We start from the raw sequence: 21,679 nt of genomic DNA on the forward strand, positions 1-21,679 counted from the left end.
AGTCTCTTAAGATAATAAATAAAATCGCGGCTAGTGTACTCGAACAGCCTAACGGATACCAATGTGATGGTCGTTAAGCATGTTTAAGGAAGTTTACCCGCAAATGTTGATAATTAATCGACCCATTGGCCTAGGGTGCAACGATCGTTACTGCCAAAATCGCGCACGGTAGCGACGTTTTGATAGCCTAACTCGATGAGTTTTTCGCGAACGATGATTGCTTGCTCATAACCATGCTCAAGCAATAAATAACCACCCGCTAATAAGTGCGAACGCGCAATATCGGCGATGTGGAATAAATCCGCATAACCATGATCGGCGGCAGTGAGCGCACTTTGTGGTTCAAAGCGCACGTCGCCCATGTTGAGGTGTTCATCTGTTTCATCAATGTACGGTGGATTTGACACAATTAAGTCAAAGTCGCGGTGTTCAACCGATGAAAACCAATTAGATTGAATAATCTCAACGTCAGGTAAGTTTAAATTAGCGCGATTCGCTTTCGCTAATTCAACGGCCCCAGGGACATTATCGATGGCGGTAATACGCCACTTTGGTCGTTCTGACGCTAGAGATAATGCTATGGCACCAGTGCCCGTCCCTAAATCCAACACTTTCGCATTATGGCGCAATGTTAAATTCAGTGCGGTTTCGACTAAAATTTCAGTATCGGGTCTGGGGATGAGGGTTGAGTCATTGACGATAAAAGGCAATGACCAAAACTCACGTTCGCCAATAATGTGCGCCACAGGCGAGCCACTTTGACGTTTGGCCACCATCTGGCTAAACGCTTTAAATTGATCGCTAGTGAGTTGCCTTTCAGGCCAAGTATATAAAAAGCTGCGATTTTTATTCAAACAATGCAATAACAACACCTCAGCATCTACGTGTGCAGATTCTGAGGTTGCCGCTAATTGCGAATAAGCCCATTGCAGGGCTTCAGCGATAGTTGAATACGAAGACTGAGGCAAGTTCACTCCTTAATCGTCGGCGAGAGCGGCAAGCATGTCTGCTTGATGTTCTAACATGATAGGATCAAGTAACGCATTTAAGTCACCTTCCATCACTTCGTTTAAGCGATATAAGGTTAAGTTTATGCGGTGATCGCTCACACGGCCTTGTGGGTAGTTATACGTTCTGATGCGCTCTGAACGATCGCCACTGGCAACCAGACTACGACGTGTTGTTTCTTCAGCACTACGACGCTTTTCATCTTCAACCGCTTGAATACGTGCAGCCAACACACTCATCGCTTGGGCGCGGTTTTTGTGCTGAGAGCGCTGATCCTGACATTCAACAATAATGCCTGATGGAATATGGGTGATACGAATCGCTGAATCCGTTTTGTTAACGTGCTGACCACCCGCGCCTGATGCGCGGAAAGTATCGACTTTAAGATCGGCTGGGTTAATTGAAATTGCTTCGGCTTCTGGCACTTCGTGTAATACCACTACCGTACATGCAGATGTGTGGACACGACCTTGAGATTCAGTTTCTGGTACACGTTGAACTCGATGTCCGCCAGACTCAAACTTTAGTTTACCGTAGGCACCGTCGCCGCTCACTTTAACAATAATTTCTTTAAAGCCGCCATGTTCACCTTCGTTAAGGTTCATGACTTCCATTTGCCAGCGGTTTGCTTCACAAAAACGTGAATACATACGGTATAAGTCGCCAGCAAAAATAGCGGCTTCATCGCCACCCGCACCAGCACGGATCTCTAAGAACGCGTTAGTGTCGTCGTTAGGATCAGTCGGCAATAGCAACACTTGCAATTCATCTTCAAGCTTTTCAAGTGTTTGCTTAGATGATTTGTACTCTTCTTGCGCCATTTCGCGCATGTCAGCATCGTCTTCTTCAAGCATTTCTTTGGCGTAGTCAAAATCTTTTTGTGCTTGTTGAAATGCCTTAAAACTACTCACAACATCTTCAAGTTGTGAGTATTCTTTTGATAACGCACGGAAGCGGTCTTGATCCGCAATCACGCTTGCATCACTCAGTAATGCCAATACTTCTTCATTACGCTCAAGCAAGCCTTCTAGCTTGCGGATAACGGATTCTTTCATTTAGCTCGCTAACCTTAGTTTTTATCTAAACCAAGCGCAGTTCTTAATAGGCCTACTGTATTCAAATCACCTTGACGACTGGCTGAGGTAAGCGATTGCGTTGGAGAATGAATTAAGCGATTGGTTAACCTATTTGCTAACTCGATTATCACTTGCTCACTATCACCGCCTTGAGACAATTTGTTCAAGGCTCGCTCAACTAACTCATCTTTAATCGCCAAGCTCTGGCTGCGATATTCGCGAATACTGTCGACTGACTCTAAAGACCTAATCCACTCCATAAATAAGTGCGATTGATCTTCAGTAATTAATTCTGCTTGCTCGGCGGCTTCCTTACGTGAAGCCATGTTCTGTTCAATAATGCTATGCAGATCGTCGACAGTATAAAGGAATGCGTCGTCTAACTCACCGACTTCTGCTTCAATATCTCTCGGAACTGCAATATCGACTAACAACATCGGCTGATGGCGACGTTGTTTTAATGCTTTTTCGACCATGCCTTTACCTAAAATCGGTAATGGACTTGCAGTAGAGGATATCACGATATCGGCTTTAGCGAGAAAGTCTGGTATTTGTTGCAAGGTAATGGCGGTGGCATTGAACTCTTCGCACATGGCTTGTGCACGCTCAATTGTGCGATTTGCCACGACCATTGAAGCAACGCCATTGTCTTTAAGATGCTTAGCAACCAACTCGATGGTCTCACCGGCACCAATTAACAAGACTTTGGTGGTACTCAACGACGAGAAAATATGCTTTGCCATGCTCACGGCAGCAAACGCTACCGACACAGCTGCGGCACCAATTTCTGTATCAGTACGGACTTTTTTGGCCACTGAGAAGGTATTTTGAAATAGGCGATCAATGGTCGCGGCTGTGGTGCCCGCTTCTTTGGCTTTGACAAAAGCTTGCTTCACTTGACCTAAAATCTGTGGTTCGCCTAACACTAAAGAATCTAATCCAGAGGCTACGCGCATTAAATGCTTCACAGCAACTTGCTCTTCGTAGGCATAAATGCACGGCATCAATTCTTCATGGTTAAGCTGATGATAGTCTTCTAACCATTCAATAATGTCGTTTTTATCGGCATTATTACAGTACAGTTCAGTGCGATTACAGGTAGACACAATCACAGCCTCACCCGTACGAGTGCGACTCGCCAAGCTTTTCATGGCGTCATGAATGCGGTCTGGAGAGAAAGCGACTTTTTCTCGCAAATCTACCGTGGCGGTTTTATGGTTTATCCCGATTGCTACTAGGCTCATTTGACTGTATCAAGTTCTTTTCGGTGACGTTAATTAGGCTATTCTACTGAATTGAAGCAACTAAAAACACAATTGGCTTAACAAAACCGAATAAATGTTTAATTTTTTTATTTCTTAGATATAAGGTGATTGTCTTATTCGTTAGATTAAAATCACATTAATTTTGGAAAAGCATTTTTACATCATAGCGTAAGCCCAGTATCATAAGCCTATCTTCAGCAACTGTTAGGCAAGCCATTGCGTTTATCAGTATCAGCGTTTCATACCTCTGTAATTTTCACTCTGTTATTACTAACAGGCTGTACTATCACGCCGTCTGAGCAATTTACCCCTATAGACGTCAGCCAGGCCTCACAAGCAAAATCGTGGGAGCTTCAAGGTAAAATTGCCGTTAAAACTGCGGATGATAAATTCAGCACCAACCTTTATTGGTTGCATCAACCAGCCGCAAACGATCTACGTCTTACCACGGTATTGGGTACTACTGTATTAACACTGACAACGAATCAAGGCATGGCGACGTTAGACGTCGACGGAAAAACTTATCATGACCGCAGTGCCCAAGACTTATTAACCGGTATTAGTGGTTGGTCAATCCCATTAGACAGCTTACCACTGTGGATCACAGGGCAAACGGGCAGCAATGATAATATTCTTAGCTATCATCCTGATGGCACCATTAAGCAGCTAATCAGCCAAGACCCACAATCAGATTGGCATGTGACATTTATGAGTTGGCAACAGCAAAGCGGTGCACTCGTCCCTAAGTTATTAAAGATTGAGCGTGACGATGTGCAAATCAAGATTCAAAGTAACCAATGGACAGCGGTTCAGATCAAAGCCCAATAGTTAATCCGGTAAATTGATCTATCAACAAGGTAGTGAATATATGAAATCAACCAGCTCACTTAAATCACTTGCATCTAAGAGTTGGCCAGCGCCAGCAAAACTTAACTTATTTTTACACATAACAGGTCAGCGCTCTGATGGTTATCATGAGTTGCAGACGCTATTTCAGTTTATTGACCATTGTGATTACCTCGATTTCCATGTTACCGCTTCTGCCGAGCTGGTATTGCACTCTAATTTAGGTGATTCTGTCGCAGACAGCGATAACTTAATTCTTAAAGCCGCAAAATCTCTTAAGCGTTACACTCAATATAAAGGGGGTGCGCATATTTGGTTAAATAAATTATTGCCGATGGGCGGTGGTTTAGGTGGAGGTTCATCTGATGCAGCCACCACACTTGTCGCATTAAATGCCCTTTGGGGAACCAATGTTTCGCAATCAAAGTTAGCAGAAATAGGGCTTGCTTTAGGTGCCGATGTACCTGTTTTTATTACTGGTTTATCCGCTTTTGCAGAAGGCGTTGGAGAACAGCTTGTAACGGTACAACCAGACGAACCTTGGTATTTAGTGATAGTCCCTGATGTGCATGTGTCGACTAAAGATATATTCCAGCATCCTGATTTACCACGCCACACCCCAAAGTTAGATTTAAATAGCCTAATGACACAAAAATGGACCAATGATTGCCAAAAACTGGTCACAACGCAGTACCCTCAAGTTGCCAATGCCTTAAGCTGGCTGGTAGAATATGCGCCGTCGAGAATGACCGGAACAGGTGCATGCGTGTTCGGGGAATTTACACATTCGCAGCAAGCCCTTGACGCTTTAGCCGAATTACCGGCCGATATGCAGGGTTTTGTCGCAAAAGGGATGAACAAGTCACCGTTATTAACGCGGCTTGAGCAACTCTAACAACATATTTTTCTTCTGGGTCAGTTTTGAGTGACAACACGTAAAATTGATCTAGCCTTTAATAGTTAAGCAAACACCTGAGGTTCATAAAGTGCCCGACATCAAGCTCTTTGCTGGTAACGCTACCCCAAATCTAGCCGCTAAGATAGCCGATCGTTTATTTTGCAAACTTGGCGATGCAGTTGTAGGCCGTTTCAGCGACGGTGAAATCAGTGTTCAAATAAACGAAAATGTACGTGGTGCGGATGTGTTTATCATTCAATCTACTTGCGCACCAACCAACGATAACCTCATGGAGCTTATTGTTATGGTTGATGCACTTCGTCGTGCGTCTGCTGGTCGTATTACTGCCGTTATCCCGTACTTTGGTTATGCTCGTCAAGACCGTCGTGTACGCAGTGCCCGTGTACCTATTACCGCTAAAGTAGTTGCTGACTTTTTGTCTAGTGTTGGTGTTGACCGCGTACTAACGTGCGATCTCCACGCTGAACAAATTCAAGGTTTCTTCGACGTACCAGTTGATAACGTATTCGGTAGCCCTGTGTTACTTGAAGACATGCTGGCTAAAAAACTTGAAAACCCAGTAGTGGTTTCTCCAGACATCGGTGGTGTAGTTCGTGCTCGTGCGGTAGCTAAGTTATTAGATGATTCAGATCTTGCGATTATCGATAAACGTCGCCCACAAGCTAACGTTGCCCAGGTCATGCACATTATTGGTGATGTTCAAGGCCGTGATTGCATCATTGTTGATGACATGATCGACACGGGTGGTACATTATGTAAAGCAGCTGAAGCATTAAAAGAGCATGGCGCTAATCGCGTATTTGCTTATGCTACCCACCCAGTTTTTTCGGGTAACGCTGCAGAAAACATTGCGAACTCAGTGATTGATGAAGTAATCGTAACCGACACGGTACCTTTAAGCCCTGAAATGCTTAAAGTCGCTAAAGTGACTCAGTTGACTATGTCAGCTGTACTTGCTGAAGCAATCCGTCGCGTGAGCAACGAAGAGTCTATCTCTGCGATGTTCCGCCACTAATCTAACCGATTAGTTAACAGCAAAACGCACTCAATTGAGTGCGTTTTTTGTTTTAACGACCTTTGATACCTATTAAGCAGATAACGCCTGTTGAGATGCAATAGAAGCTTGTTGGCTTTGCATCATGATAGAGATCATATCGTTATCCTCTTGTTGTTGCACAAACAGTTTACCCGCTGCCAAACCAGTATGATAATCATGAAGTAAGCCTGCATCAGTGCTACCCAATAATTTACTTTGTAAGGTGTCATTGGCAAAAATCTGGATAATCTCAACATCGTCTGGCGGATTAGCAATAAACGCTAACTCATCTTGATACGCTTGCTCATGCTGAGCTAAGTAATCAATGGTTTTTGGGCAATATCCAGAGACACAAATCCACGATTTAAGCTTATGCACCCAAGCCGATTGCGCTTGAAAATCAGCATTTACTGTGCGGATCACCACAATTTTACGCGCGCCACGTTGATAGGCTTCTCGCACCGGTAATGGCGCGGCTAAGCCACCATCTAAAAAGAAGTCTTCTTGTATTGGTTGCATATCCTCTTCGCTTTGGTTTGCAGCATGAGATGCTAACCAAGGCGTTAACTTTACACCTTGCTTATAAAGAAACGGTAATGCGCTCGACGCCTTTAACAGTTCACGCCAATGGTTGTTATCATCACTAGGGCTTAAAAAGTACCCTTGACGATCTCTTGCATTGGTTGCGGTGATCAATAATTGTCTTTGACCCAATGTTTTTGCCGCTGCCGAAAAATCTAACGCAAAACTTCCATGAGTGGTTTTATCAAAGTACCAATCTAAATCCACCACATGGCCACCGACCAGCCCCCGGCCTAGTTGATAGAAACGTTTATGACGCGACAACCCCCGAATTAAACGTTTAGCGTAACCCTTTTGTCTTGATAAAAAACTGGTGAGATTTTGCGAGCCAGCAGAAGTGCCAATAAACAGATCGAATGGATCAAATTCAGCGTCTAACCATGCATCTAATACCCCCGCGGTAAAAATACCACGCTGTCCACCGCCTTCAGCAATCAAAGCTGTCATGGGCTGTGACGCTTGCTTTAAAGGGATGTCTGGAGTTGTTGCTTGGCTGTTCATATTGACCTGATACTTGCTAATTGACTGTATAAGGCAAGTCTAAAGAACTGTCGCGAAGATAGATAATGGATAGAATCAATTGCGCTAATAGGAAAAGGCTATCAATTGTCGTATTTGAAAATAAACATCAAAAAATAAAAAGCAAAAAGCCCGTCATTAAGACGGGCTTTTTAGAATTTGGCTGGGGTACCAGGATTCGAACCTGGGAATGCTGAGATCAAAACCCAGTGCCTTACCGCTTGGCGATACCCCAATTGTGTAGCAATTTATTGTAAAACAGAGGTGTTACAAATTTGATGGTACGGGAAGAGAGACTTGAACTCTCACACCTTGCGGCACCAGAACCTAAATCTGGCGTGTCTACCAATTTCACCATTCCCGCATCAAATTTTAACTTAGAGTATACTCAAATTTTATTAAGAGTAAACTTTGATTTCTACTGGCAATAATAAAGTACTTTGATAAAGCCCTCATTCTACCGAGTAAAAATGGTAGCAATAGCGGGATTTGAACCTGCGACCCCAGCATTATGAGTGCTGTGCTCTAACCAACTGAGCTATATTGCCAAAGATGGCTGGGATACAAGGATTCGAACCTTGGAATGCTGAGATCAAAACCCAGTGCCTTACCGCTTGGCGATATCCCAATAATCTTTTTCTTACTTTATAAATGGCTGGGATACAAGGATTCGAACCTTGGAATGCTGAGATCAAAACCCAGTGCCTTACCGCTTGGCGATATCCCAATCAAACTTTTCTGAAATGCCCGCCTAAGCCAGCCTTTCTAATAAATGGTACGGGAAGAGAGACTTGAACTCTCACACCTTGCGGCACCAGAACCTAAATCTGGCGTGTCTACCAATTTCACCATTCCCGCACAACACTCTTGTTTTACATCTTGAGTAAGATGTGCAAAGTAATGGTAGCAATAGCGGGATTTGAACCTGCGACCCCAGCATTATGAGTGCTGTGCTCTAACCAACTGAGCTATATTGCCACTACTTCTTGCAATCCCTCTTGGCGAGGAACGGGGCGTATTATGCTTATTCAGGTTATCGAGGTCAACTGGTTTTTTTCGCTATTTTCATCAAATCGTCTTGTTCGGCTATAACTTCACCAAACTGGATGCCGAATCGACAAAATAAACCCAATTAACAACCCGATATTCGCGTTACGCCCCTTTTGGCAATCTTAATAACGCTTATACGTTAAATAAGAAATGCATTACATCGCCATCTTTAACGATGTAAGTCTTACCTTCAACACGCAATTTACCGGCTTCTTTTGCGCCAGCTTCACCTTTGAAGGTAATAAAGTCGTCATATGCCATCACTTGAGCGCGAATAAAGCCACGTTCAAAGTCAGTATGGATCACACCAGCCGCTTGTGGAGCAGATGCGCCAACAGGCACTGTCCATGCACGCACTTCTTTTACACCTGCAGTAAAGTAAGTTTGCAGATTCAGTAATTCGTAACCGGCACGAATAACCCGGTCTAAACCAGATTCTTCTAAACCCAGGTCTGTCATAAATTCTGCACGGTCTTCAGCTTCCATTTCGGCAAGTTCTGATTCAATAGCAGCACATACTGGTACAACGATAGCATTTTCTGTTGCCGCAATAGCACGAACAACATCTAAGTGAGGGTTGTTTTCAAAACCATCATCAGCAACGTTAGCAATGTACATGGTTGGCTTAATCGTTAAGAAATTAAGGTAAGCAACAGCTGCTAACTCTTCTTTAGTTAATTCCAACGAACGCAACATCTTTCCTTCGTCTAACACTGGACGCATTTTTTCAAGTACTGCGACTTCAAATTTTGCATCACCGTCACCGCCTTTAGCACGTTTGACTTGACGAAATAGAGCACGTTCGCATGCATCTAAGTCAGCTAATGCCAATTCAGTGTTAATGACTTCAATATCACCAGCTGGGTCGATTTTATTGGCTACGTGAACAATGTTCGGATCTTCAAAACAACGTACTACGTGACCAATTGCATCCGTTTCACGAATGTTAGCTAAAAATTTGTTACCTAATCCTTCACCTTTCGATGCACCGGCCACAAGGCCTGCGATATCAACGAACTCCATAGAAGTAGGTAAAATACGCTGAGGTTTAACAATAGCAGCTAACGCATCAAGACGTGCATCTGGTACCGGTACCACACCCGTGTTTGGCTCAATAGTACAAAACGGAAAGTTTGCCGCTTCAATACCCGCTTGTGTTAACGCATTAAACAGCGTTGATTTACCTACGTTTGGCAGACCAACAATGCCGCATTTAAAACCCATATGCTTACCTTTATATATGTAGAATTATCCCAATGGATAATGATGTCGAATGAGGTGTTAAAACAAAACTTGCTGAGCTTATTCTGCTTTAAACGAATGTAATCTGTGCATGGCTTTCGCCATGTCTTGGTTAAATAAAATCTCGGTTGAACGCACTGCTTCATCAATAGCCGCATTAATGCGCTCTTGATCAATAGCAGGAGCTCTGCCTAATACGTAACCGCTAACCTTATTTTTATCGCCTGGGTGGCCAATGCCAATGCGCAAACGATGGAAATTTTTGTCGTTACCTAAACTGGCAATAATGTCTTTTAAACCATTATGTCCGCCATGTCCGCCGCCTAACTTAAATTTGGCTACGCCGGGGTCCATGTCTAATTCATCATGGGCCACTAAAATTTCTTCAGGCAAAATGCGGAAAAAGTTGACTAATGCGGCAACAGACTTACCGCTTAAGTTCATGAATGTCGTTGGGATCAATAAACGCACATCTCTACCGTGCAAAATAGCACGCGCAGTGACACCGAAATATTTACTCTCTGCAACTAAAGGAACATTACAAATACGTGCGAGTTCCTGCACGTACCAAGCGCCAGCATTATGGCGAGTTTGTGCGTATTCAGCACCTGGGTTTGCCAACCCAACAATTAATTTAATGTTACTCATCACAACCTAGTCAGTTTATTTGCGAATGACTCACGTCTGCACCGAAAATCCCCTTTTAAAGGGCCAATGGTGTACACATGATGCAAAACGCGGCATTTTAGCACTCAAATGGCTTGTCAACAAACCACAAGTTTCGCTCACGATGTGAGTTAATTTAACCCGAGTGCGTACTTTAAGACTTTACGCTTTATGGGTGAGTCGATATTCGCCAGTTTTAATGCGCCATTACGCAATAACTTAAGCGGTAATAAGTCATTGCTAAAGCTGGCATAAAAAGCGTCCATCGCCGTCATCATTAATTGATTATCGTAATAACGCGCTTGTTGATAACGCTTTAATACTCGGGCTTCCCACCATGTTTCACCACTGCCTATTGCGTTTGCGACTTGCGCCACCAGCACGTCGACATCTTTAAAGCCAATATTAACCCCCTGACCTGCCAGTGGATTAATGGTGTGGGCTGCGTCGCCAAGAATGACCAGGTTATCCTGGTAATATCGCTGCGCATGGCGACGAGTTAAGGTAAAGCTGCCACTATTTTCGACGCTAAAGTTGGGATCTAACCTTGACGGAAAGTGCTGTTTAATTTGTTCGGCTAATTGTAACGGGTTTAATTGTGATAGCTGTTTGATGCGATTAGCATCGTCGTACCATACCAGTGATGCATTATTGCCAGGCAGCGGCAATAAACTCCTTGGGCCTGCGGGCGTAAATTGTTGCCAGGTAACAGACTGCTGTTCCGTTTGGGTTTGAATATTGATTAACATCGCTGATTGAGCATAATCCCAACCAGTAACACCAATACCAGACCATTGACGCACTTGTGAATTCGCGCCATCGGCACCAACAAGTAATCGAGTGATCAGTTGGCTGCCATCGTCTAGGGTAATCCCAATCTTTTGCAGTGCAGTATGCCGCGTCATTTGGCTGACTTTATGAGGACAAAGTAAGTCAACATTATCCATAGCGCGAATTTGCTGCCACAAACTCAATTGAATTAATCGATTTTCAAAAAAGTAGCCTAAATGCGTTTGGCCAACTTGCTCAGCGGTAAAAGAGGTTAAGCAGCCGTCCATTTCCCAGGTTTCTAAGCCGTTATAGGGAGCATGACGCATCGTTAATAACTGCTCCATCACGCCTAAACGCGTGAGTAACAGCTCGGATGCCACACTAATCGCCGATACTCGCACATCTAATGGCTGCTCAGGATCATAAGCTTGTGGTTCACGCGCTTCGATAACGGCGACCTTTAACCCTAGTTGTCCAAGTCCAATCGCTGCCGCGGCGCCCACCATACCACCGCCGACAATCACGACATCGTATTCAGTTGAAGGTTGCGTATCCATAGCGTGAGGAATATCTTGCATCGTGTCTACATCCATAAAAAGTAACTGTTTGGCATTGTGCCTAATCGATTAGTGATTTGCCGTATGAGTACCTTATCTTGCGACATCGCGCAAAAAGCGAGCTAACGACGATAAAGTGGCAACCAGGATAACGTTTAAGCTTACGTCATCGAACTCTACAAACCCATTTGTATACGATTGATTATGCCCTATATCCATAAACCACGGAAAGGGTGCACTGCGTTAATCGTGATTTAGCCCTAAGCCAACTTTTAATCATGTCGCTATAACGTCAATATATACTGCTTAAACATGACGTTAATAAACATAAACATACTGTTTTATCTGACGGCTTAAAACATTACAGTTTTTAGGGTTATCAAATACTTTACCGCTAAACGAGCGAAACTTGCACTAGTGCTAGCCAGAGCGCCTTACAACAGGTAAAATATCGCGCTATTTTTACTGTTGTTTACCGGCGAGCACTGATGAGTAAAAAACTTCATATTAAAACCTGGGGCTGTCAGATGAATGAGTACGACTCATCTAAGATGGCTGATTTATTAGACGACTATCAAGGCTATACCTTGACCGAAGACGCGAGCGAAGCAGACGTATTGCTGCTTAATACTTGCTCTATTCGTGAAAAAGCACAGGAGAAGGTTTTCCATCAGCTAGGGCGTTGGAAAACTTTAAAAGACAAAAATCCTAATTTAATTATTGGGGTTGGTGGTTGTGTAGCTTCACAAGAAGGTAAAGCCATTAAAGATCGCGCTCAATGCGTCGACATTATTTTTGGTCCACAAACCTTACATCGCTTACCTGAGATGATCGAGCAGATCCAACGTGGCGAAAAAGCAGTTATCGATATCAGTTTCCCTGAGATTGAAAAGTTTGACCGTTTACCAGAGCCTCGTGCTGACGGCCCTACTGCGTTCGTATCAATTATGGAAGGTTGTAGCAAATACTGTTCTTTCTGCGTAGTGCCTTATACTCGCGGCGAAGAAGTAAGTCGTCCATTAGATGACATTATTCTTGAAGTGGCTCAATTAGCGGCTCAAGGCGTACGCGAAGTGAATTTGCTTGGCCAAAACGTTAATGCTTATCGCGGTGCGACTCACGACGATGAAATCTGCACCTTTGCAGAATTGTTGCGTTTAATCGCTACAATCGACGGTATCGATCGTTTACGCTTTACCACTAGCCACCCGATTGAATTTACCCAAGACATTATTGATGTGTACGAAGACACGCCTGAATTAGTCAGCTTCTTACATTTACCGGTACAGTCTGGTTCTGACCGTATTTTAACGCAAATGAAGCGCGGCCACATGGCCATTGAATACAAGTCAATCATTCGCCGTTTACGTAAAGCACGTCCTGACATTCAAATCAGTTCTGACTTTATTATTGGCTTCCCGGGCGAAACAGCAGATGATTTTGCTGACACCATGAAGCTTATTGAAGATGTCGCGTTTGATCACAGCTTTAGCTTTATCTACAGCGCGCGCCCAGGCACGCCTGCGGCTGATTTACCAGATAATGTCAGCGACGATGAAAAGAAGCAGCGTTTAGCGATTTTACAAGACCGAATTACCCAACAAGCAATGCGTTACAGCCGCCACATGCTAGGCACTGTGCAACGTATTTTAGTTGAAGGGCCTTCAGTAAAGAATCCAATGGAGCTTCGCGGTCGTACTGAAAACAGTCGTGTGGTGAACTTTGAAGCGCCGCACACTCACATTGGCAGTTTTGTTGATGTGAAAATTGTTGACGTGTACACCAACTCATTGCGTGGCGAATTTATTCGTGGCGAAAGTGAAATGGATCTGCGTCGCAGTTTACGTCCGTCTGATATTTTAGCTAAACACAAACAAGATGACGCTTTAGGTGTAACCCACTACAAGCCATAAATCTATTAGGGCCTGTTGGTCTTTGCTGGTTAAATTTTGTTCGAGTTAAAAACATTTTAATCGAGGCGAATGGATTGATGCCTAGTCATCTAAGCAAAATTCATTCAACAAAGAGTAAAACGTTTTTAGCCGAACCCTTCGGGCAGCGTTTGTTGACCATTTTTACTGCGTTATCGACTTTTTATGTAGAATAACTACACCTCAAAGTCTCTGCCGCGCGGTTGTATATGTGAGTAATGGCCAACAATTCGCTGCAAAAGCAACCTTGAAAGATCAACAGGCCCCAGGTTTCAGCACTATAATAAAGGCGGCTAGTCCGCCTTTAATTTTGCCTAAAATTCGTCATATTATGGTAATTCAATAAAGACACTCGTAAACTGTGATCATCACACCGTCTCTTTATTTTTTGTTGTTACCGACTAAACACTGGAGCATTATTTGACCACTAAAGTCACGACCATGAACTTGTATCTAGAACCTTCAGATACCCGCCGTTTAGCCTCATTATGTGGCCCATTTGACGACAATATCAAACAACTTGAACGCCGCTTAGGCGTTGAGATTATTCATAAAAATAATCACTTCACTATTGTCGGGTTACCGCGTAACGCGCTAAATGCTAATAATTTATTACGCCAACTGTATATCGAAACTCAAACCGTTAAGGGCAGCACACCTGACTTAGAGCCAGAAGTCGTGCATTTAGCCATTCAAGAAGCCATTAATCTTGAAGCTGCGCAAGACAACGATGACAGCAGCGTACACATTAAAACGAAGCGTGGCGTCATTAAGCCGCGCACGCCTAATCAAAGCGTGTACATGCATAACATTACTCGCCACGACATCAGCTTTGGTATTGGCCCTGCCGGTACGGGTAAAACCTATTTAGCCGTTGCCGCCGCAGTAGATGCTTATGAACGCCAAGAAGTGCGCCGTATTTTACTGACACGCCCTGCGGTTGAAGCCGGTGAAAAACTTGGCTTTTTACCTGGCGACTTAAGCCAAAAAGTCGACCCATATTTACGTCCACTTTATGATGCTCTGTTTGAAATGATGGGCTTTGAAAAGGTCGAAAAACTCATTGAACGCGGCGTGATTGAAGTTGCACCACTCGCCTACATGCGTGGCCGTACACTTAATGATGCGTTTATCATTTTAGATGAAGCACAAAACACCACGGTAGAACAAATGAAAATGTTCTTAACCCGTATAGGTTTTAATTCACGCGCAGTCATTACCGGTGACATTACTCAAATCGATTTACCCCGCAGCCAAAAATCGGGTTTGCGTCATGCCATTGAAGTCTTGAGTGAAGTGCCTGAAATCAGCTTTAATTTCTTTGTCGCCCAGGATGTTGTGCGTCACCCAGTGGTGGCTCGTATCGTTGAAGCTTATGAAGCATTCGAGCAACAAGAGCAAATCGAAAAAGCAGCAAAAGAGCAAGCTTATCGTGAGCGCGAGCAAAAACGTCAACAACAAGAAAAACAGGAACCAGGGCAATGAACCAACAAGCCATATTGTTAGATCTTGACCTGCAAATTGCCGTCGACAACGCAGCGATTCCAACTCAAGCAGAGTTTGAAATCTGGGTTCGCACTGCTATTGGCCAAACCATGGATGAAGTTGAACTCACTATTCGAGTGGTTGAGATTGCCGAAAGCCAACAGCTTAACAAGACTTATCGCGGCAAAGACAAACCCACTAACGTATTGTCGTTTCCATTTGAAGCGCCACCAGAAGTCGAACTCCCACTTTTAGGTGATTTAGTGATTTGTGCTGCGGTTGTCGAGCAAGAAGCAAGCGAGCAAAATAAACCCTTAAATGCCCACTGGGCGCACATGGTCATACACGGCTGCTTGCATTTGCTGGGCTATGACCATATTATCGACGAGGAAGCCGATGAGATGGAGTCATTAGAGACCCAACTTGTTGAAGGCTTAGGTTTTTCAGATCCCTATAAGGAAGCATAAATAAACGTGGCATATCTGATAGATAGCCCCTGTTTAGAAAAATATTATGAGTGACGATATCCCCCCGAGTACAAACGCCCACAAGAGAAGCTGGTTCGATAAAATCAACCAATTATTTCAGGGCGAACCTCAAAATCGCGAAGACTTAGTCGACGTCATTGCAGGCGCTGAAATGCGCGACCTGATAACCGAAGACACCCGCGAAATGATTAAAGGTGTATTAGAGGTTTCCGACCTGCGTGTGCGCGACATCATGATCCCGCGGTCACAAATAGTAACCATTCAAATAGATTCGACCGTCGATGAATTTCTACAAATAGTCATGGAATCTGGTCATTCTCGCTTCCCTGTCGTCAACGAAGATAAAGACCATATCGAAGGCATTTTACTTGCCAAAGATTTAATCAAATACGGTTTTAAGCAATCTGACGAACCTTTCACACTTTCTCAAGTTATCCGCCCTGCAGTGGTGGTACCAGAAAGTAAGCGTGTTGATGTATTACTCAAAGAGTTTCGTTCACAACGTTATCATATGGCCATAGTGGTTGATGAATACGGCGGCGTATCAGGTCTTGTCACCATTGAAGATATTTTGGAAGAAATCGTCGGCGAAATTGAAGACGAATTTGACCACAATTCAGTTGAAGACACCGAAATCAAAAAGCTCAGTAACACCGTGTTTATGGTTAAAGCGTTAACCGAAATTGATGATTTTAACGAAGCGTGCGGCACTAACTTTAGCGATGAAGAGTTCGACACCGTGGGTGGTTTAGTCTCACACGCTTTCGGCCATTTACCTGAGCGTAATGAAAGTATTGTTATCAACAATATCGAATTCAAAGTCATCAACGCAGATAACCGCCGTTTAGTGCAACTTCGTGTTAAGCTACCCGACCCAAATACCAGCGAAGAATTCGACAACTAAATCGTGTTTAAAAATCAATTTATATACTCATCTTTGAGTATTGTCAGTCTGGTGACAGCATTTATTGCTGGCGCCAGCACTGCATTATCTTTTGCGCCTTACGAAATATGGGCCGCATTCCCACTCGCACTGACTTTTGCACTATGGCAAAGCCAATCTTTAAATGCGAAACAAAGCCTGTATTACTGGCTTAGTTTTGGTTTTGGTTGTTTTGTCGTGGGCATCAGTTGGGTACATGTCAGTATTGATACCTTTGGCGGCATGCCGATTGTAGTCTCCATGACATTGATGGCCATTTTGGCACTTTATTTAGCCATTTATCCTGCTGTTTGTGGGTATTTGCTCAATAAATTATCTAAAACACGTAAACACGCGTTATCCCCATATTTAACCTATTTAGGCTTGTTCCCTGCATTATGGGTATTAACTGAGTGGCTAAGAGGCTGGGTATTAACTGGGTTTCCGTGGATATGGGCAGGTTACAGCCAAACGCTTGGGCCATTGAGCGAACTGGCCAGCTTTATTGGTGCTCTCGGGCTAAGTTTTATTGTTGCCCTCGTCGCGGGTGCATTAATGTTACTCACGCAAAAGCGTATATTGCCTGTATTAATTATTATCCCCATTCTAGTGTTAAGCGCGTGGGCTGCACCACAGTTAAACCCTATAGCGCCAAGCGGTAAATCCGTCAAAGTTGCCTTAGTGCAAGGTAACATTCCCCAAAGCATGAAATGGGAACCCGATGCGCTGTGGCCAACAATGTTGAAATACATGGATCTCACTCGCGCCCAGTTTGATGAGACATCAAGCGTTGATATTGTCATTTGGCCAGAGGCGGCAATTCCTGCACCAGAAGCCATGGTTGAAGACTTTTTGGCTAATGCCAACCAAGTCGCCAACATCAATAACACGGCCATCATTACCGGTATTATTAGCCACCAGCAACAAGATTTTTATAACTCGCTAATTGTATTGGGTAACCACAATCAAAAGCAGCAACCGAGTGCTGATTACCAGAGTAATGGCACAAATGAGTTTAAAAAACATCATTTACTGCCTATTGGTGAATTTGTACCTTTTGGTGACTTACTTCGCCCCATCGCACCGTTTTTTAATTTACCGATGTCATCGTTTCAACGGGGTGACTACACTCAAAAAAACCTTACCGCGGTGGGATATCAAATTGCCCCAGCCATTTGCTACGAAATTGTCTTTCCTGAGCAAGTAAGAGCAAGCGTGACCAATCAAACAGACATGTTATTAACGGTTTCAAACGATGCCTGGTTTGGCGCATCTAACGGGCCATTACAGCACATGGAAATCGCCCAGATGCGTGCTATCGAAATGGGTAAACCTTTATTACGTGGTACTAATAATGGCGTCACCGCTGTCGTTGACCCCCATGGCCGTATTACCGATGCGATACCGCAATTTGAAACAGGCGTGCTGGTTGCTAATGTTGCGCTTTACAAAGGTGAAACCTGGTTTAGAAAAATAGGCCAATTACCTTTGCTCATTTTATGCGGCTTATTGTTATTTATGGGTGTGGCAAATTATCTTCGTAAATAATCTGCATAAATGAACATCTACGATAAATAGGTTATCTCATTGAGGTAGCCTATTTTTTTATCTTAAATTTAGCCGCCCTGTTAATTACCGGTTAAATATTGAACTATATTTATCTAGACATCGTAATAATTCTTACACAACAAATGGAGGTTACTATGCAACTGTCTGAAATCAAGCTAGCCATCACTCAGCAAACGCTTCATCCAACCATTATCAGTTATGCCGATTCAAATCATTACTTACTTGGAATAGAAGATGAGCAAGGTAACTTTAAAAGTGCTCGTGATAAAACAGGTCAATTAATGAGTCTTAATTCAATTGCACAAGCGGAAGTGTTGCTTAAACAGCAAGGGATACATTACGCCATGATACAAATCCAAACGGCGTATGATGAAATGATCGGTAACAGCAGCACACAACATTGCCGTTACCGAGTCGAGTTTTAAGCTAACAATGGATGATTATGGTGTCAGTGGTTCACGTGAAAACTCATCATAATCACATTTAGGGCAATCGGGGATAACACCAGGAAAATCGATTTGCATTTCGTGACCACACTTATTGCATGTCAACTTACCTTGGTTAATGATTTCCCCTGATTTGTATACACCATGATGCTTAAAATCTTGTAATAACTCATGCCACTCCACTTGGCTACGGTCTGTAATTTCACTGAGCCATTGCCATAATGTATTTTCAATCCCGATCACCATCGGGCTAAAACTTAAATTATCGGCATTTTTCTCACTTAAGAACTCTGCTATGTCTCGCTTTAAAAATTCTTCTACTAAGGCTAACTCTTCTTCATCGGCATTTGATTTTAGTTTTAGATATGCTTTTCCTTGAGTGACTGACTTAAACAAACTTTTAGCAGTCAATGAGTTATCTTGATCGAACTTGGTTTTAACCTGTTCGAATAATGATTGATATAAGGCTAATAGTGCTGAACTTTTTCCACTCATAAGTAATACTCCTTAATACGCACCTTTTTAATAGATCACTTCTGGTTTATTCTATGCAGTTATAAATCGCGCTGTTGAGCGTTAGATCAAACAATGGGCGGCATGGCCGGAAATAGATTGATGCAAGAACAATATAATCCCTCAGAAATTGAAGCCTTAGTGCAAAAGCACTGGCAAGAACATAAAACCTTTGAAGTCACTGAAGATGAAAGCAAAGAGAAATTCTATTGTCTTTCTATGTTTCCGTATCCTTCAGGCCGTCTTCACATGGGCCACGTTCGTAACTACACCATAGGTGATGTTGTAGCACGATATCAACGTTTGCAAGGTAAAAATGTTTTGCAACCGATTGGTTGGGACTCATTTGGTCTGCCAGCTGAAAATGCCGCGATCAATAACAAGACCTCTCCAGCACCGTGGACTTACGAAAACATCGACTACATGAAGAACCAACTTAAGTTATTAGGTTTTGGTTATGATTGGAGCCGTGAAATTGCCACCTGTACGCCTGAGTATTATCGTTGGGAACAGTGGTTTTTCACTCAGTTGTATGCAAAAGGCTTAGTTTACAAAAAAACCTCATCTGTAAACTGGTGTCCAAACGACGAAACGGTACTGGCGAATGAGCAAGTACAAGACGGCTGTTGCTGGCGTTGTGACACAGAAGTGGTACAAAAAGAAATTCCACAGTGGTTTATTAAAATCACTGACTACGCTGAAGAATTGCTAAACGACATCGATACGTTAGATGGCTGGCCTGAACAGGTTAAAGCGATGCAACGTAACTGGATTGGCCGCAGTGAAGGTATCGAAATGACCTTTGCCGTTGCTGACCGTGACGACAGCTTTGATATCTATACCACCCGTCCAGATACATTAATGGGCGTGACTTATGTTGCCATTGCAGCAGGTCATCCACTTGCCATACAAGCTGCTGAAAACAATCCGCAATTAGCTGAGTTTTTAGAAGAATGTAAAAACGCTGACACCACTGAAGCTGCGATGGCCTCAATGGAGAAAAAAGGCGTTGCAACTGGCTTGCAAGCTGTTCACCCTATTTCGGGTAAACTTGTGCCAATTTGGGTCGCTAACTTTGTATTGATGAATTACGGCACGGGTGCGGTAATGTCAGTGCCTGCTCATGATCAACGCGATTATGAATTTGCGACTAAATACAACTTGGCTATTGAAGCGGTCATTAAGCCAGTAGATGGCGACGTAGACGTTAGCAAAGAAGCGTTCACCGAAAAAGGTGTTGTGTTTAATTCAGGCGATGCATTCTCAGAGTTAGACGGTTTAGATTTTCAAGCGGCTTTTGAAGCCATTGATGCTAGATTAACCGCAGAAGGCAAAGGTAAACGTCAAGTAAACTACCGTTTACGCGACTGGGGTGTTTCTCGTCAGCGTTATTGGGGCGCACCAATTCCAATGGTTACCCTTGCTGATGGCACAGTGGTACCTACACCTGAAGATCAATTACCCGTCATTCTGCCAGAAGATGTGGTAATGGATGGCATTCAAAGTCCAATTAAAGCCGACAAGGCTTGGGCCGAAACCACAGTCAACGGTCAGCCAGCAACCCGTGAAACAGATACCTTTGATACCTTTATGGAATCATCTTGGTACTACGCGCGTTACTGTAGCCCTCATGCAGATGAAATGTTAGACCCAGCTAAAGCGAACTACTGGTTACCTGTAGATCAGTATATTGGCGGTATCGAACACGCCTGTATGCATTTGTTGTATTTCCGCTTCTTCCACAAGTTATTACGTGACGCAGGGTTAGTGAACAGCAACGAACCGGCTAAACAGTTATTAACTCAAGGCATGGTACTGGCAGACGCCTACTACTATACCAACGAAAAAGGTGCTCGAGTTTGGGTGTCACCTTTAGAAGTGACCGTAGAAGAAAAAGACGATAAAGGCCGTATTCTTAAAGCCGTAGACAGTCAAGGCAATGAGCTGGTTTACACCGGCATGAGCAAGATGTCAAAGTCAAAAAATAACGGTATCGACCCGCAAGTGATGGTCGAAAAGTACGGTGCTGACACCGTCCGTTTATTCATGATGTTTGCATCGCCTCCAGAGCTAACACTTGAGTGGCAAGAGTCTGGCGTTGAAGGAGCACACCGCTTCATTAAGCGTTTCTGGAAATTGGCAAGCGACCATGTTGCTGCTGGCCCAACAGAAGCACTTGATACCAGCAAGTTAAATGCTGATCAAAAAGCCCTTCGTCGTGAACTACACAAAACGATAGCGAAAGTCAGCGATGACATTGCGCGTCGTCAAATGTTTAACACCGCCGTTGCCTCTGTAATGGAATTGATGAATCATTTGCTAAAAGCACCACAAGAAAGCGCACAAGATCGCGCCTTACTTGCAGAAGCGCTTTCTGCAGTGACACGCTTACTTTACCCAATCGTGCCGCACATTGCCTTTACCGTGTGGAAAGAACTCGGGAACCAAAGCAACATCGAAGATAGCCGCTGGCCAGAAGTTGACGAGTCTGCATTAGTTGAAGACAGTAAACTGATTGTGGTTCAAGTTAACGGTAAGGTACGTGCAAAAATAACCGTAGCGGCAGACGCATCTAAAGAAGATGTTGAAGCATTAGGTATGAGTGACGAACATGTACAAAAACACACTGAAGGCTTAAGCATACGTAAAGTGATTTACGTGCCAGGCAAACTGTTAAGCATTGTGGCTAATTAATCCTTAACCACTACAGCAATACCCTGTGAGAGTGAGCAACTCTCACAGGTTGTAATATTATTAGCAGTAAAATAACTTACCTTATAGCGGTAAG

General features: G+C 43.6%; 18 protein-coding genes and 7 tRNA genes. 10 read left to right on the forward strand and 15 right to left on the reverse strand.

Features of this window, described 5'->3' with window-relative positions; genetic code table 11:
• Positions 1–113 precede the first annotated feature (113 nt).
• Genes prmC through hemA form a run of 3 tightly spaced genes read right to left on the reverse strand, consistent with a single transcriptional unit; the run spans position 114 to position 3,328 of the window.
• On the reverse strand, positions 114–968 hold the full coding sequence (gene prmC / locus ACROAE_RS03120) for a peptide chain release factor N(5)-glutamine methyltransferase (RefSeq protein WP_432399458.1): 855 nt from the start codon (positions 966–968) through the stop codon (positions 114–116).
• A gap of 9 nt (positions 969–977) precedes the next feature.
• Positions 978–2,063, reverse strand: a complete 1,086-nt coding sequence (gene prfA / locus ACROAE_RS03125) for a peptide chain release factor 1 (protein ID WP_432399459.1) — start codon at positions 2,061–2,063, stop codon at positions 978–980.
• A 14-nt stretch (positions 2,064–2,077) separates the two neighbouring features.
• Positions 2,078–3,328 carry a glutamyl-tRNA reductase gene (hemA, locus tag ACROAE_RS03130; RefSeq protein WP_432399460.1) on the reverse strand — a complete coding sequence of 417 codons (1,251 nt, stop codon included), beginning with the start codon at positions 3,326–3,328 and terminating at the stop codon, positions 2,078–2,080.
• A gap of 237 nt (positions 3,329–3,565) precedes the next feature.
• On the opposite strand from hemA, the gene lolB reads away from it, so the two are divergent.
• The 3 genes from lolB to ACROAE_RS03145 all read left to right on the forward strand — a co-directional run bounded on the left by lolB (position 3,566) and on the right by ACROAE_RS03145 (position 6,129).
• Positions 3,566–4,177 carry a lipoprotein insertase outer membrane protein LolB gene (gene lolB, locus ACROAE_RS03135; protein ID WP_432399461.1) on the forward strand — a complete coding sequence of 204 codons (612 nt, stop codon included), beginning with the start codon at positions 3,566–3,568 and terminating at the stop codon, positions 4,175–4,177.
• A 40-nt stretch (positions 4,178–4,217) separates the two neighbouring features.
• The gene (gene ispE, locus ACROAE_RS03140) at positions 4,218–5,090 is read left to right on the forward strand and encodes a 4-(cytidine 5'-diphospho)-2-C-methyl-D-erythritol kinase (RefSeq protein ID WP_432399462.1); all 873 of its coding nucleotides are present in this window, start codon (positions 4,218–4,220) and stop codon (positions 5,088–5,090) included.
• 91 nt (positions 5,091–5,181) lie between these two features.
• Positions 5,182–6,129, forward strand: coding sequence for a ribose-phosphate pyrophosphokinase (locus ACROAE_RS03145; protein ID WP_011636202.1), 948 nt, complete (start codon positions 5,182–5,184; stop codon positions 6,127–6,129).
• 72 nt (positions 6,130–6,201) lie between these two features.
• On the opposite strand, the gene ACROAE_RS03150 is transcribed toward ACROAE_RS03145, so the two are convergent.
• From ACROAE_RS03150 to ACROAE_RS03200, 11 genes are all read right to left on the reverse strand, one after another.
• On the reverse strand, positions 6,202–7,233 hold the full coding sequence (locus tag ACROAE_RS03150; RefSeq protein ID WP_432399463.1) for a patatin-like phospholipase family protein: 1,032 nt from the start codon (positions 7,231–7,233) through the stop codon (positions 6,202–6,204).
• Positions 7,234–7,411: 178 nt separating this feature from the next.
• Positions 7,412–7,486: transfer RNA gene (locus tag ACROAE_RS03155), tRNA-Gln, on the reverse strand.
• Between the two features lie 44 nt (positions 7,487–7,530).
• Positions 7,531–7,615 (reverse strand) — tRNA-Leu (locus ACROAE_RS03160).
• Between the two features lie 107 nt (positions 7,616–7,722).
• Positions 7,723–7,799: transfer RNA gene (locus ACROAE_RS03165), tRNA-Met, on the reverse strand.
• Between the two features lie 5 nt (positions 7,800–7,804).
• A tRNA-Gln gene (locus tag ACROAE_RS03170) sits at positions 7,805–7,879 on the reverse strand.
• A 24-nt stretch (positions 7,880–7,903) separates the two neighbouring features.
• A tRNA-Gln gene (locus ACROAE_RS03175) sits at positions 7,904–7,978 on the reverse strand.
• 46 nt (positions 7,979–8,024) lie between these two features.
• Positions 8,025–8,109, reverse strand: a tRNA-Leu gene (locus tag ACROAE_RS03180).
• A gap of 43 nt (positions 8,110–8,152) precedes the next feature.
• A tRNA-Met gene (locus ACROAE_RS03185) sits at positions 8,153–8,229 on the reverse strand.
• A gap of 204 nt (positions 8,230–8,433) precedes the next feature.
• Positions 8,434–9,525: a redox-regulated ATPase YchF gene (ychF, locus tag ACROAE_RS03190; protein ID WP_432399464.1), complete on the reverse strand. Its 1,092-nt coding sequence runs from the start codon at positions 9,523–9,525 to the stop codon at positions 8,434–8,436.
• A gap of 78 nt (positions 9,526–9,603) precedes the next feature.
• Positions 9,604–10,191 carry an aminoacyl-tRNA hydrolase gene (gene pth / locus ACROAE_RS03195; RefSeq protein WP_432399465.1) on the reverse strand — a complete coding sequence of 196 codons (588 nt, stop codon included), beginning with the start codon at positions 10,189–10,191 and terminating at the stop codon, positions 9,604–9,606.
• A gap of 149 nt (positions 10,192–10,340) precedes the next feature.
• Positions 10,341–11,573 carry an FAD-dependent monooxygenase gene (locus tag ACROAE_RS03200; protein ID WP_432399466.1) on the reverse strand — a complete coding sequence of 411 codons (1,233 nt, stop codon included), beginning with the start codon at positions 11,571–11,573 and terminating at the stop codon, positions 10,341–10,343.
• Positions 11,574–12,025: 452 nt separating this feature from the next.
• On the opposite strand from ACROAE_RS03200, the gene miaB reads away from it, so the two are divergent.
• The 6 genes from miaB to ACROAE_RS03230 all read left to right on the forward strand — a co-directional run bounded on the left by miaB (position 12,026) and on the right by ACROAE_RS03230 (position 18,357).
• Positions 12,026–13,450: a tRNA (N6-isopentenyl adenosine(37)-C2)-methylthiotransferase MiaB gene (gene miaB, locus ACROAE_RS03205; RefSeq protein WP_432399467.1), complete on the forward strand. Its 1,425-nt coding sequence runs from the start codon at positions 12,026–12,028 to the stop codon at positions 13,448–13,450.
• Positions 13,451–13,888: 438 nt separating this feature from the next.
• The gene (locus ACROAE_RS03210; protein WP_432399468.1) at positions 13,889–14,953 is read left to right on the forward strand and encodes a PhoH family protein; all 1,065 of its coding nucleotides are present in this window, start codon (positions 13,889–13,891) and stop codon (positions 14,951–14,953) included.
• Positions 14,950–15,420, forward strand: coding sequence for an rRNA maturation RNase YbeY (gene ybeY / locus ACROAE_RS03215; protein ID WP_432399469.1), 471 nt, complete (start codon positions 14,950–14,952; stop codon positions 15,418–15,420). The genes ACROAE_RS03210 and ybeY overlap by 4 nt, the downstream gene beginning before the upstream one ends.
• A gap of 46 nt (positions 15,421–15,466) precedes the next feature.
• Positions 15,467–16,345, forward strand: coding sequence for a CNNM family magnesium/cobalt transport protein CorC (gene corC / locus ACROAE_RS03220; protein ID WP_432399470.1), 879 nt, complete (start codon positions 15,467–15,469; stop codon positions 16,343–16,345).
• A gap of 3 nt (positions 16,346–16,348) precedes the next feature.
• Entirely contained in the window at positions 16,349–17,911 is a 1,563-nt protein-coding gene (gene lnt / locus ACROAE_RS03225; protein ID WP_432399471.1) for an apolipoprotein N-acyltransferase, read from the forward strand.
• Positions 17,912–18,066: 155 nt separating this feature from the next.
• Positions 18,067–18,357 (forward strand): DUF6482 family protein, encoded by a 291-nt coding sequence (locus ACROAE_RS03230; RefSeq protein WP_432399472.1) that lies wholly within the window; start codon positions 18,067–18,069, stop codon positions 18,355–18,357.
• A gap of 15 nt (positions 18,358–18,372) precedes the next feature.
• On the opposite strand, the gene ACROAE_RS03235 is transcribed toward ACROAE_RS03230, so the two are convergent.
• Entirely contained in the window at positions 18,373–18,873 is a 501-nt protein-coding gene (locus ACROAE_RS03235) for a zinc ribbon-containing protein (protein WP_432399473.1), read from the reverse strand.
• Positions 18,874–18,993: 120 nt separating this feature from the next.
• Between ACROAE_RS03235 and leuS the strand changes: the two genes are divergently transcribed.
• On the forward strand, positions 18,994–21,585 hold the full coding sequence (leuS, locus tag ACROAE_RS03240; RefSeq protein WP_432399474.1) for a leucine--tRNA ligase: 2,592 nt from the start codon (positions 18,994–18,996) through the stop codon (positions 21,583–21,585).
• Positions 21,586–21,679: the final 94 nt, after the last annotated feature.

The sequence above is a fragment of the Shewanella sp. MF05960 genome, from assembly GCF_050849305.1.
Lineage (GTDB): Bacteria > Pseudomonadota > Gammaproteobacteria > Enterobacterales > Shewanellaceae > Shewanella.

What these genes read in the sequence shown, in the direction of transcription:
- ychF (WP_432399464.1), bottom strand. Translation starts at nt 9,525, where the DNA reads ATGGGTTTTAAATGCGGCATTGTTGGTCTGCCAAACGTAGGTAAATCA.
- ACROAE_RS03200 (WP_432399466.1), bottom strand. Translation starts at nt 11,573, where the DNA reads ATGGATGTAGACACGATGCAAGATATTCCTCACGCTATGGATACGCAA.
- leuS (WP_432399474.1), top strand. Translation starts at nt 18,994, where the DNA reads ATGCAAGAACAATATAATCCCTCAGAAATTGAAGCCTTAGTGCAAAAG.
- ACROAE_RS03230 (WP_432399472.1), top strand. Translation starts at nt 18,067, where the DNA reads ATGCAACTGTCTGAAATCAAGCTAGCCATCACTCAGCAAACGCTTCAT.
- ACROAE_RS03235 (WP_432399473.1), bottom strand. Translation starts at nt 18,873, where the DNA reads ATGAGTGGAAAAAGTTCAGCACTATTAGCCTTATATCAATCATTATTC.
- ACROAE_RS03150 (WP_432399463.1), bottom strand. Translation starts at nt 7,233, where the DNA reads ATGAACAGCCAAGCAACAACTCCAGACATCCCTTTAAAGCAAGCGTCA.
- corC (WP_432399470.1), top strand. Translation starts at nt 15,467, where the DNA reads ATGAGTGACGATATCCCCCCGAGTACAAACGCCCACAAGAGAAGCTGG.
- ybeY (WP_432399469.1), top strand. Translation starts at nt 14,950, where the DNA reads ATGAACCAACAAGCCATATTGTTAGATCTTGACCTGCAAATTGCCGTC.
- ispE (WP_432399462.1), top strand. Translation starts at nt 4,218, where the DNA reads ATGAAATCAACCAGCTCACTTAAATCACTTGCATCTAAGAGTTGGCCA.
- pth (WP_432399465.1), bottom strand. Translation starts at nt 10,191, where the DNA reads ATGAGTAACATTAAATTAATTGTTGGGTTGGCAAACCCAGGTGCTGAA.
- prfA (WP_432399459.1), bottom strand. Translation starts at nt 2,063, where the DNA reads ATGAAAGAATCCGTTATCCGCAAGCTAGAAGGCTTGCTTGAGCGTAAT.
- miaB (WP_432399467.1), top strand. Translation starts at nt 12,026, where the DNA reads ATGAGTAAAAAACTTCATATTAAAACCTGGGGCTGTCAGATGAATGAG.
- hemA (WP_432399460.1), bottom strand. Translation starts at nt 3,328, where the DNA reads ATGAGCCTAGTAGCAATCGGGATAAACCATAAAACCGCCACGGTAGAT.